The following is a 10,348-nucleotide window of genomic DNA, read 5'->3' on the forward strand; positions in this document are numbered from 1 at the left end:
TCTGTTCAGGGGTCGCGGGGCAGGCCCAGCAGCCGTTCGGCGATGATGTTGAGCTGCACCTCCGACGTGCCGCCGTAGATCGTGGTGGCCCGGCTGGCCAGCAGGTACTCGCCCCACTTGCCCGCTAACTCGTTGGTGTCGCCGATGGCGGCGTCGCTGCCGAAAGACGACACCGCGAATTCGGCGTAACCCTGACCGGTGCGCATCGACAGCAGCTTGGAGATCGCCGCCGACGGCATGGCTGCTGCGGGTCCCAAGCCGCCGGCCAGCGTCAACAACGTTGAGCGCAGGTTCAGCACCTTGGCCGCGTGGCCCTCGGCGATCAACTGCCCGGCGCGGTGCTGGGCGATCTGATCGAACTGCCCGTCACGGACGAACTCGACGAACTCCGGGAGGGTCGCCAGGAAATTGGCGTCGCTGCTGCCGATCGACACCCGCTCGGCCGTCAGGGTGTTGCGGCTGACTTCCCAGCCCCGGTTGACTTCGCCCAGCACACACTCGTCGGGCACGAAGGCGTCGTCGATGTAGACGGTGTTGAACATCGCGTTCCCGGTGAGCTCGCGCAGCGGCTTGACCGTGACGCCCTCGCTCTTCATGTCCAGCAGGAAGTATGTGATGCCGTTGTGCTTCGGCGCGCTGGGGTCGGTCCTCGCCAGGAGCGCTCCCCAGTGCGAATACTGCGCGGCCGTGGTCCAGATCTTCTGCCCGGTGATCCGCCAGCCGCCGTCGACCCGGGTGGCCTTGGTCGTCAGCCCCGCCAGGTCTGACCCGGCCCCCGGTTCGGAAAACAGCTGGCACCAGATCATGTCGCCGCGGAAGGTCGGCGGCAGGAACCGTTGCTTTTGCTCCTCGGTCCCGAACGCGACGATCGACGGGATGATCCACGCCGCGATGCCGACCTGCGGCCGTTTGACCCGCCCGGCGCTGAACTCCTGGGCGATGATGACCTGCTCCACCGGGCTGGCGGCCCGGCCCCACGGCTTGGGCAGGTAGGGAAGCACCCAGCCGGCCTCGACGATCGCGACCCGGCGCGGCTCGCGCTCCATCTGCTTGAGCGCCGCGACCTCCGCGCGGATCTCGGCCCGCAGCTTCTCGGTGTCGGGGTCCAGGTCGATGTTCACCGCGCGCATCCCCGTGGTGGTCGCCGTGTCCACCACCCGTTGCGGATATTCCGAACCGCGGCCGAAGGAGGCGGCCAGCATCAGCGCGCGTCGATAGTAGACGCCTGCGTCGTGTTCCCAGGTGAAGCCGATCCCGCCATGCACCTGGATGCAGTCCTGCGTGCACCGCTGGGCGGCCGCCGGCGCCAGCGTCGCCGCCACGGCCGCCGCGAACTCGACATGGGAAGCCGCGTCCCCGTGGCTGGCCTCGTCGATCGCCCGGGCGGCGTCCCACACCGCCGCGGTGGCCCGCTCGGTGTCGGCGATCATCTCCGCGCACTTGTGCTTGATGGCCTGGAACTGCCCGATCGGCCTGCCGAACTGCTCACGGATCTTGGCGTACTGCGACGCCGTGTCGGTCGCCCAGCGCGCCACGCCGATGGCCTCGGCCGATAGCAGGGTGGACATCAGCGCGTGCGCGGTCGCCATGCTCAGGTTGCTCAGCGCCGCGTCGTTGCCGACCTCGACGGCGTTGGCCCGCACGTGAGCGATGGGCCGCAACGGGTCCAGGCTTTTGACCGGCTCGATCTCGAGCTGCTCGGCGCGCAGCACGATCCATTCCTCGCCGCTGTCGATCGCGACGGGCAGCACCAGCACGGACGCCTGCGCGGCGGCGGGAACCGCGCGCGCCTCGCCGCGGATCACCAGCGCTTCGTTTTCCGGGCCGTGCCGGGTCGCCGTCAGGCCGGACTCGAGCGCGTACGCGGCGATGGCCGCGCCGGACGCCAGCTCGGAGAGCACCTTGGCCTCCGGATCATGGGCGGCGATCAGCGCGCTCGCGATCGCCGACGGCACAAACGGCCCGGGCACCGCGCCGTAGCCGAATTCGGCCAGCACGACGGCCAACTCGAGGATCCCGAAGCCCTGCCCGCCGACGGCCTCGCCCAGATGGACGCCCTGAAGCCCCTGGTCGGCGGCCGCCTGCCAGTACGGCGGCGGGTTCTCGAGTGGAGTCTCCATCGCCGCATGCAGCACCTCCGACGGCGCCACCCGCGCCACCAGGGATCGCACCGAGTCGGCGAGGTCTTGATGCTCAGGAGTGATTGCGATCGGCATTGGTCGCCTTCCCACGGCTCACGGCTCCGCTTCCGCGAAGCACCTTCCAAGCTAACAACCGGTCGGTTGGTTGACTACCGGGTTCACCACGTGGGCCAACGGTTGCCCGTCGCGCAGCCGGCGGCAATTGGCGACGGCCTCGGTGAGATACCTCCGCATGGTGTCGGCGGTGTACCAGGTGACGTGCGGTGTCAGCACCACGTTGTCCAGTTCCAGTAGCCGATTGTCGGCCGCCACCGGCTCCGCCTCGAAAACGTCGAGGCCCGCCGCGGCCAGCCGCCCGCCGCGCAGCGCGTCGACGAGCGCCTCCTCGTCGACCACGGCGCCGCGTGACGTATTGACCAGCACCGCGGTCGGTTTCATCCGGGCCAGCGCGTCGCGGTCGAGCAGATGGTGGGTCTGCGCCGTCAGCGGCAGGTGCAGCGAGACGATGTCGCTGGCGGCCAGCAACTCGGCCAGCGGCCGCCAGCCGGGCCTTCCGTCGTCACGGGTGCTGGTGTGCAGGACGGTCGCTCCCATCGCCCCGACGATCTCGCTCACCCGCTTGGCGATGTTGCCGTAGCCGACCAGCCCGGCGGTGCAGCCGCCGATGTCGCGCACCGTCTCGCCCAGCTCGGGATCGGCCGGCCAGCCGCGGCCCCGGCGCACGGCACGGTCCAGCTGCGGCAGCCGGCGCAGCGCGGCCAGCATCAGCAGCACGGTGCCCTCCGCCACCGACGGCGCGTTGGCGCCGGGCATGTTGGCGACCGCGATGCCGCATTCCGTCGCGGTCGCTACGTCGATGGTGTTCACGCCGGCCCCGAGTTTGTGCACCAGCCGCAGCCGGCCACCTTTCCGCAGGTCGGCGCCCGATAGCGGCCGCAGCACGTGCCACATCACGTCCGCTTGCGGCAGCTCGGAGTAAAAGGCCTCGTCGTCGCGTTCGGCGCACCATCGGACGTCAAGCCAATCCGATTCTGCCGCAACGAAATCGAGCACTTTGGCGCCGGGAACGAAGTGAGCGAGAACCCTTACCGCCACCGCTTGGTGATCCACCCGGCGATGGTATCGGCCTGCTCGCCGCGGGCGCCCGGGGTGGTGAAGTAGTGGTCGCTTTCGATCGAGGACTGGACCTTGTCGGTGCTGGCCAGCGCCGTGTAGATGCGCCGGGCGTCGGACGGGAAGACACCGGTGTCGGCCTCGGCGTTGATCACCAGCGCCGGGCAGCTGATGCGGGCCAGGTGCGGCTCGGCGCGCGTCTGCGCCGCCCGCAGGCTCCACATGCCCAGCCAGTTGCGCAGCGTGCAGGCCGCGGCGATGCCCTGCGCGGAGCGGTTGGCCTTGGCCGGGACGCCCGCATAACACAGGTTCGGTTGGCGCTTGGTGGGCTCGATGCTCGGGTCGACCATGCGGGGATCGGCCCAGGTGCGCATCACGGTGAACGGCCGATCCGAAAAGCCCGCGGCGCGAACGCGTTTGAGTTCGCGTTCGGCCCAATCGGTGATGGCGTGGTTGCGTGCGCCCTGCGCGCGGCGGTAGCGGGTGAGGAACTCCGCCGAATACGGCGGCCCGTTGCGCTCGTCGAACAGGTCGAGGTCGCCATCGGTGGCCACCGGGTCGTTTTCGTCGACGACGGCGGCGTCCATCCAGGACGTGAGCACGTCCGGGCGGCCGGGATGGGCGGCGGTGGCGACGTAGCCGTCGCCCGGGATCAGCTCGGCGAGCCCGGTCGCCGGGCGCATCCCTTCCAATGGGGTCACGTTCGGGTCGACGGCCTGCGACTGGTAGGCGGCCATCAACGAACCGCCCCCCGAATTACCCAGCAGCACCACGGTTTCGACGCCCTGCACCTCGCGCAGCCAGCGAACCCCGACGCCGATGTCGACCAGCGCGTGGTCGAGCAGGAAGCGGCTTTCGAAGCCGCGGAACCTGGTGTTCCAGCCCAGAAATCCGATGCCGCGGGTGGCCATGTAGTCGGCGAGATAATGCTCGGAGAAGTCGATCTGGTAGTGCGCGGCGATCATCGCCATCGTCGGCTTGCGTCCCGCCCCGCGGTGGTACAGACCCTGGCACGGATGCCCGCCGGCGCCGGCGCGACCGGCGGTGGGCGACGGCAACCCGACGAACTCGCGGACAATCCCCGCGGCGCCGCCATGACGACTCAATTCGGCTCCCCTTCGCATGCGTAGATGGCTCGGTAGTAGATGTTGGCCAGCGTCCGGATGCAGGCCGCGTCGTCGGGTTGGGCCTGTCCGGTGAGCTGGGCGTAACAGAATTGGTTGAACATGGCCACGATCGCCTCGGCGATCAGTTGCGGGTCGTCGTCGGGGCAGTAGCCCTCGGCCTGCGCGCGCCGGACCGTTTCGGCGATGAAAGACGTGGGCACAGAGCAGATTTCGGCCCAGTATTGGGCGAAGTCGTCGTTGACCATCGCCAGCTGCGACACGCTTATCACCTCGGCCAGCCGGTTGCGGTAGGTGTGCCAGTGGGCGGCGGCGGCCTGGTGTGCGCGCTCGCGGTCGGAGAGGCCGTGTTCGGTCACCGAACGCGCGCGCTCGTTGGCCTCATCGCGGAACCGCAGCGCCCATTGGCGCACCATCGCCTCTTTGGAGTCGTAATAGTTGTAAAAGGACGCCGCCGAGCGGCCCGCCTCGGCGGCGATGTCGGCGATGGTCGTAGCCAGGATCCCCTTGCGGGCGATCACGGTTCGGGCGGCCAGGTCGATCGCGGCCTGCGTCCGCCTGCCGCGATGCGTCGGAAACGCCGGGGCCTGGCCGGGCCGTCCATCGCGTGCTGCCGCCGTCGACACGTGCACGCACCTCCCTGGAGCAAAACTGAACCTGATGTTAGATTCAGATTCAGCTCTTGGCCAGCACCGGGCCCCGGCGGACCGATAGGAGCCGCACGATGATCAAGCCGCACAACCCCAACACCGAATTCGAGATCGGCGGGATCAACCATGTCGCGCTGGTGTGTTCGGACATGGCGCGCACCGTGGACTTTTACGCAGGCGTCCTGGGTATGCCGCTGATCAAGTCGCTCGACCTGCCCGGCGGTCAGGGGCAGCATTTCTTCTTCGACGCCGGCAACGGCGACTGCGTGGCCTTCTTCTGGTTCGCCGACGCCCCCGATCGGGTGCCGGGCATCTCGTCGCCGGGGGCCATCCCGGGCATCGGGGACATCACCAGCGCGGTGAGCACCATGAACCACTTGGCCTTCCACGTGCCGGCCGACAAGTTCGACGCCTATCGGCAGCGGCTCAAGGAAAAGGGCGTGCGGGTGGGCCCGGTGCTCAACCACGACGAGAGCGAGATGCAGGTGTCGGCGACAGTGCATCCCGGCGTGTATGTGCGCTCGTTCTACTTCCAGGATCCCGACGGGATCACGCTCGAGTTTGCCTGCTGGGTCAAGGAATTCGATTCCTCCGACGCCCAGGCCGTCCCCAGGACCGACGCCGACCGTCGGCCTCGGGCGCACGCCGTACGCTAAACGGCGAAGCCTGAGCCAGGGCCCGAGCCCGGGGAAAGCCCATGATGACCGACGGCATTTTGACCGACGCGCAGATCGCGGCGCTGACGCGCGCGCAGCGGCAGGAACTGGTAAAGCGGCTCGAGCAACCGCTCAGCGAGCTGATCGATCCGGCGCTACTCCATCGCATACGCCGAATCCGGTTGGGCCTGATGGTCGGTGGTGCGATCGCCCTGATTCCCTGGATCGGGTATCTCTCCTTGACGCTGCCCGAGCGCTATGTCGCCTACAACTGGCGCGTCACCTGGGTCGGGTTTGACCTGTTGCTGGTCGTGTTCATGGTCGCCACGGCCGTGCTGGGCTACCTGCGCCGGCAGCTGCTGGTGCTTGCGGCTTTCACTTCGGGAATTCTGCTGATCTGCGACGCGTGGTTCGACCTGATGACCGCGGGACCCCGGGATATCTGGCTGTCGACGGTCACGGCGCTGGGCATCGAGGTGCCGCTGGCGACATTCATGATCATCGGCGCGCAACGCGTCATGCGGCTCACGATGATGCGTCTGTGGCTCCTCGATCCCGGGATGCGGTTGTGGCAGCTGCCGCTGTTCCCGTGAGCCCGTACAGGTTCGGGTCGGTGAGTTCGTCGAGCAGTGCGGCCAGCTGATCGACGAGCTGATCCGGCTCGAGCCGGACTTCGCCGGCCAACCAGGCGCTGATCGTTTGCACGACGCCCCCGACGGCGAAGTGGGCCCCGGCCTTGATGCGGTCGTTTGCCGGCATCCGGAGCGCGTCCCCGGCGTACTGGCCCGACAGCATGGCGAACAGCGCGCTGGATTCGGCGCGCTTGCGCACGATCACGGCGTTGGCCAACTGCGTGCTGAACAGCAGCCGCCCGATGCGGGCGTCCTCGGCGATGGTCCGAACGATGTTGGCCATCCCGGCGCGGCTCTGCTCGTGCACCGGTACCGCCGCCACCGCGGCCTGGGTGGTGGCGGCCAGCTCGGCGACAATCCAGTCGAACACGCCGCTGACGAATTCGTCCTTGTCGGTGAAGCTTTCGTAGAAGTAGCGGGCCGCGAGGCCGGCCCGGCCGCAGATGCCGCGGACGGTCAGATCCGAAAGGTCCTGCTGCTCGGCCCCCAGCAGGTCCAGGCCCGCGGCCAGTAGCCGGCGGCGGCGGCCGGCAAGCCGTTCGGCGGCCTCGATGCCACGGTAGGGCCGCGCGCTGGAAGCTCCTGGCATAACTCCCATCTTGACACCGACGCGGGCACCCGACAACATCAGGAAACAGGCGTTCGCACATTTAGCGGGCCGGTGGCGAGGGAGGACTCACCGTGGCAATTCACGAGCCGGTCCGGCAGGTGGAGCGCGCAATTGCGGACCCGTCGCGGCGATCCCTCTCGGCGCGCTCGCGGCGCAGCCGCAGGTTGGGCATCGACCAGGGCTTGATGGGCGTGGCGCTGCTGGCCGGCCCGGCGAACGTGATCATGCAGCTGGCGCGGCCCGGCGTCGGTTACGGGGTTCTGGAGAGCCGCGTCGAAAGCGGCCGGGTGGACCTGCATCCGATCAAGCGGGCGCGCACCACCTTCACCTACCTCGCCGTGGCCACCGCCGGCAGCGAGGCGCAGAAGGACGCCTTCCGCCGCGCGGTCAACCGGGCCCACGCGCAGGTGTACTCCACTCCCGATAGCCCGGTGTCCTACAACGCCTTCGACGTCGACCTGCAGCTGTGGGTCGCTGCCTGCCTGTACAAGGGCGCCGTCGACATCTATCGGACCTTCGTCGGCGAACTGGACGGTCCGGACGCCGACCGTCACTACCGCGAGGGCATGGCGCTCGGCACCACCCTGCAGGTGCCGCCCGAGAACTGGCCGGCGGACCGGGCGGCCTTCGACGGGTACTGGCAAGAGTCGCTGGCCAGGGTGCACATCGACGAGGCCGTGCGCGATTACCTGTATCCCATTGCCGCGGGCCGCATTCCGGGCTTGAGCCTGCCGGGCCCGCTGCAGCGCCTGTCGGATAGCTTCGCGTTGCTGATCACCACCGGATTTCTGCCCCAGCGGTTTCGCGACGAGATGCGGTTGCCGTGGGATGCGCGCAGGCAACGGCGCTTCGACCGCCTGATGGCGGTGCTGCGCGCGGTCAACCGCGCGATGCCGCGGTTCGTCCGCCGGTTCCCGTTCAACGTCCTGCTGGCCGACGTCGACCGCCGCATCAGGACCGGGCGTCCCCTGGTCTAGCCGGCGCGACGCGACGGATTCGGTCGAGGCCACAAGCCACCGCCGGGCCGGCGCTTTTGGCTGCCAGCTCCAAATCACCATGCATGACCGGCTTCCTCCGGCCATCGACAGCGAGCCTCACGGCACACCTCTGCCCCGCCGCGGGGCTCGGAAATCTACTCGGGTCAAGTTGTTAACGACAATCATTTTCAGTACGCTTCTGGGCAATCAGCCCAAATTTCCAAACGAGGAGCACTGTCATGACATTGCGAGTCGTGCCCGAAGGCCTGGCCGCCGCAAGCGCGACGGTCGAAGCGTTGACTGCCCGGCTGGCGGCCGTCCAGGCCGGCGCCGCCCCGTTGATCACGGCTGTGGTGCCGCCGGCCGCCGATCCGGTGTCGCTGCAAACCGCTGGTGGGTTCAGCGCCCAGGGGCAGGAGCATGCCGCGGTGGCGGGGCAGAGCGTCGAAGATCTGGGTCGCTCCGGTCTCGGAGTGAGCCAGTCGGGCGCCAGTTATGCCACCGGTGATGCGGCCGCGGCATCGTCGTATTTCGCCGCAGGAGGCTGAGCATGACGGCGCCCATCTGGATGGCCTCACCGCCGGAGGTGCACTCGGCGTTGCTGAGCAGCGGCCCCGGGCCCGGGCCCCTGGTGGCGGCGGCGGAGGCCTGGACCTCGCTGAGTGTTGAGTACGCGTCGTTGGCCGAGGAGCTCAGCGCGTTGGTGGCGTCGGTGCAGGCCGGCGCCTGGGAGGGGCCAAGCGCCGAATCGTTTGCGGCCGCGTATGTGCCATACCTGGCGTGGTTGATGCAGGCCAGCGCCAACAGCGCGGCGGCGGCCACGCAGCTGGAGACCGCGGCCGCCGGCTACACCGCCGCGTTGGCGGCCATGCCGACGCTGCCCGAACTGGCCACGAACCACGTGGTTCATGGGGTGCTGTTGGCCACGAATTTCTTCGGGATCAACACCATCCCGATCGCCGTCAATGAGGCGGATTACGTGCGGATGTGGATTCAGGCGGCCCTCACGATGGCGGGCTACCAAGCGGTCTCCAGTGCCGCGGTGGCGTCGACTCCGCAGACCACCCCGGCGCCCCAAATCGTGAAATCCGACGCCAACCCGGCGTCGACGGCCACCGACCTGGTGCAGAGCGCCGAGCAGCAGCTGCAGGGCCTGGTGCAGCAGATCCAGCAGTTCCTGCAGGACCCGCTGTCGATTCCGCAACAGATCTCGCAGATATTGGAAGGCAATTCCCAGACCGACAATCCGCTGCAGCTTCCGCCGCAGCTAGTGGATTTCCTGCAGAACAGTCTGGGGATCGGGAATACCCAGCTTACGCACGACCCCTTGGTCGACAACCCGCTGAATCAGCTCATTTCGCAGATCCTGCAGAACTTCGGGGTCAATTGGAGTCCCTCCGAGGGCACCGTCAACGGACTCGAATACGACGACTATGCGGATCCGAGCCAATCTATCTTTTATGTTGTTCGATCCCTCGAAGTTCTCGAGGATTTCGAACAGTTCGGCGTATACCTGACGCAAAATCCGGTGCAGGCGTTTCAGTACCTGGTCAGCCTGGAGCTGTTCGACTTCCCGCTCCACATAGAGGCAGTCCTCTCCTACGCGGTCACCCAGCCGGCGCTGGCCCTCGCGGCGCTCCCCGCCATCGCCCCCGCAGCGCTGGGCGGCTTGGGGGCGCTGGGCGCACTGGGCGCTGTGCCACCGGCCGCTGCTGCGGCGCCGGCCCTGGCACCCGTCGCCGCCGCGCCCAGCGTGTTGCCGGCCGTGGGGCTGGCCTCGATTGCCGTGCCGGCCGCGGCCCCTGCGGCGGCGGCGCCGGCGGCCGCGCCCACGCCTGCACCCCCCGCGCCTGCGGCTCCGGCCCCGCCACCGCCCCCGCCTGCACCCGCGGCCGGACCAGGATTTGTCCCTCCGTATGCCGTGCCTCCCGGCATCGGGGCCGGTTCCGGGATGAGTTCCAGCGCAAGCGCGGTCGCGAAGAGGAAGACTCCGACTCGCGACGCCGTCGGGGCGGCGGCAGCGGCAGCATCCGCCCGGGCGGCGGCACCGGCGCGTCGGCGGCGACGGGCGCGACAGCGTAGCTATGGCGATGAATTCATGGACATGAACGTCGACGTGGATCCGGATTGGGGTTCAGCGACGGCCGCGCAGGCCTCGGCCTCGGACCAGGGCGCCGGAAACCTCGGGTTCGCCGGCACGGCGCCCAAGGAGTCGGTCGCCGGGGCGGCCGGCCTGACCACGCTGGCCGGTGACGAGTTCGGCGGTGGCCCCAAGATGCCGATGATGCCCGGCACGTGGGACCCGGACGGCGCTCCCGGGGAAGGCGACGGAGCGCGCGACAGCTAGCAACCCGAAACAACGAAGGGAATCGTTATGAGTTTGTTGGATGCTCATATTCCGCAGTTGGTGGCCGCGCAGTCGGCGTTTGGTGCCAAGGCGGCGTT

At 68.8% G+C, this 10,348-nt stretch carries 10 protein-coding genes and 1 pseudogene; 6 read left to right on the forward strand and 5 right to left on the reverse strand.

The annotated features are described in order from the left end of the window. Positions 1 to 5 precede the first annotated feature (5 nt). From A5764_RS23010 to A5764_RS23025, 4 genes are read right to left on the reverse strand one after another with little or no spacing between them, the layout of a single operon-like run. Positions 6 to 2,216, reverse strand: coding sequence for an acyl-CoA dehydrogenase (locus A5764_RS23010; protein ID WP_067117689.1), 2,211 nt, complete (start codon positions 2,214 to 2,216; stop codon positions 6 to 8). Positions 2,217 to 2,267: 51 nt separating this feature from the next. After that, positions 2,268 to 3,251: a 2-hydroxyacid dehydrogenase gene (locus tag A5764_RS23015; protein ID WP_067117692.1), complete on the reverse strand. Its 984-nt coding sequence runs from the start codon at positions 3,249 to 3,251 to the stop codon at positions 2,268 to 2,270. Further along, positions 3,227 to 4,378, reverse strand: a complete 1,152-nt coding sequence (locus tag A5764_RS23020) for an alpha/beta hydrolase (protein WP_067117695.1) — start codon at positions 4,376 to 4,378, stop codon at positions 3,227 to 3,229. The genes A5764_RS23015 and A5764_RS23020 overlap by 25 nt, the downstream gene beginning before the upstream one ends. Next, complete coding sequence (locus A5764_RS23025; protein WP_067117757.1) at positions 4,357 to 5,004, reverse strand: TetR/AcrR family transcriptional regulator; 648 nt, start codon at positions 5,002 to 5,004, stop codon at positions 4,357 to 4,359. The genes A5764_RS23020 and A5764_RS23025 overlap by 22 nt, the downstream gene beginning before the upstream one ends. Positions 5,005 to 5,102: 98 nt before the next feature. Between A5764_RS23025 and A5764_RS23030 the strand changes: the two genes are divergently transcribed. Both A5764_RS23030 and A5764_RS23035 read left to right on the forward strand, forming a co-directional pair. After that, a complete protein-coding gene (locus A5764_RS23030) occupies positions 5,103 to 5,684 on the forward strand; it encodes a VOC family protein (protein ID WP_067117698.1) in 582 nt (193 codons plus the stop codon). A 44-nt stretch (positions 5,685 to 5,728) separates the two neighbouring features. Next, a complete protein-coding gene (locus A5764_RS23035) occupies positions 5,729 to 6,277 on the forward strand; it encodes a hypothetical protein (RefSeq protein ID WP_067117760.1) in 549 nt (182 codons plus the stop codon). Here A5764_RS23035 and A5764_RS23040 read toward each other — a convergent pair. Continuing rightward, the gene (locus tag A5764_RS23040; protein WP_156664822.1) at positions 6,210 to 6,905 is read right to left on the reverse strand and encodes a TetR/AcrR family transcriptional regulator; all 696 of its coding nucleotides are present in this window, start codon (positions 6,903 to 6,905) and stop codon (positions 6,210 to 6,212) included. The genes A5764_RS23035 and A5764_RS23040 overlap by 68 nt on opposite strands. A 92-nt stretch (positions 6,906 to 6,997) precedes the next feature. Between A5764_RS23040 and A5764_RS23045 the strand changes: the two genes are divergently transcribed. From A5764_RS23045 to A5764_RS28560, 4 genes and pseudogenes are all read left to right on the forward strand, one after another. Beyond that, positions 6,998 to 7,903, forward strand: a complete 906-nt coding sequence (locus A5764_RS23045) for an oxygenase MpaB family protein (RefSeq protein WP_067117701.1) — start codon at positions 6,998 to 7,000, stop codon at positions 7,901 to 7,903. 239 nt (positions 7,904 to 8,142) lie between these two features. Then, on the forward strand, positions 8,143 to 8,451 hold the full coding sequence (locus A5764_RS23050; protein WP_067117704.1) for a PE family protein: 309 nt from the start codon (positions 8,143 to 8,145) through the stop codon (positions 8,449 to 8,451). Between the two features lie 2 nt (positions 8,452 to 8,453). Next, positions 8,454 to 10,250, forward strand: coding sequence for a PPE domain-containing protein (locus A5764_RS28985; protein ID WP_231989789.1), 1,797 nt, complete (start codon positions 8,454 to 8,456; stop codon positions 10,248 to 10,250). A 27-nt stretch (positions 10,251 to 10,277) separates the two neighbouring features. Next, positions 10,278 to 10,348 (forward strand): annotated as a pseudogene (locus A5764_RS28560) (type VII secretion protein EsxS); the annotation flags it as partial.

This window comes from Mycobacterium sp. 852002-51057_SCH5723018 (assembly GCF_001667035.1).
Classification (GTDB): domain Bacteria; phylum Actinomycetota; class Actinomycetes; order Mycobacteriales; family Mycobacteriaceae; genus Mycobacterium.